1 protein-coding gene is annotated in these 977 nt (G+C 48.7%); it reads left to right on the top strand.

All coding sequences use genetic code 11. The annotated features are described in order from the left end of the window. Nucleotides 1-977: transketolase-like TK C-terminal-containing protein (locus VSA01S_RS19800; RefSeq protein WP_280524911.1), on the top strand; the 977-nt coding region annotated here is incomplete at both ends.

Raw genomic sequence — 977 nt, forward strand, 5'->3', positions numbered from 1 at the left:
GCTGAATGGGAAGCAAAAGCAAACCAAATCATTGCTGAGCTTCAAGCAAACCCTGCAAACATCGCATCACGTAAAGCTTCTCAAAACGCACTAGAAGCGTTTGGTCAAATGCTTCCAGAATTCATGGGCGGCTCTGCTGACCTAGCGCCGTCTAACCTAACCATGTGGTCTGGCTCTAAATCTCTAGAAGCAAACGACTTCTCTGGTAACTACATCCACTATGGTGTACGTGAATTCGGTATGACCGCGATCATGAACGGTATCGCGCTACACGGTGGTTTCGTGCCTTACGGCGCTACATTCCTAATGTTCATGGAGTACGCTCGTAATGCAATGCGCATGGCGGCTCTGATGAAAATTCAGAACATCCAGGTGTACACACACGACTCTATCGGTCTTGGCGAAGATGGCCCAACTCACCAACCAGTTGAACAAATGGCCTCTCTACGTCTTACTCCAAACATGAGTACATGGCGTCCATGTGACCAAGTTGAGTCTGCAGTAGCATGGAAACTGGCGATTGAACGTAAAGACGCACCAACGGCACTGATCTTCTCTCGTCAAAACCTAGCGCAACAAGCACGTACAGCAGAGCAAGTCGCTGACATCGCGAAAGGTGCATACATCCTGAAAGACAGTGACGGCAAGCCAGAGCTGATCCTAATCGCGACAGGTTCTGAAGTTGAACTCGCAATGAAAGCAGCTGAGCAACTTACCACTGAAGGTAAGAAAGTACGCGTTGCTTCAATGCCATCTACTGATGCATTCGACAAGCAAGATGCTGCTTACCGTGAATCTGTATTACCATCAGACGTCACCGCTCGTATCGCAATCGAAGCGGGCATCGCTGACTTCTGGTACAAGTACGTAGGCTTCGACGGTCGCATCATCGGTATGACGACATTTGGTGAATCTGCGCCGGCAAATCAGCTGTTTGAAATGTTTGGTTTTACGGTAGAAAACGTCGTGAATACAGC

Origin of the sequence: Vibrio sagamiensis NBRC 104589 (genome assembly GCF_007990935.1) — a bacterium.
In the GTDB taxonomy this organism is placed as follows: domain Bacteria; phylum Pseudomonadota; class Gammaproteobacteria; order Enterobacterales; family Vibrionaceae; genus Vibrio; species Vibrio sagamiensis.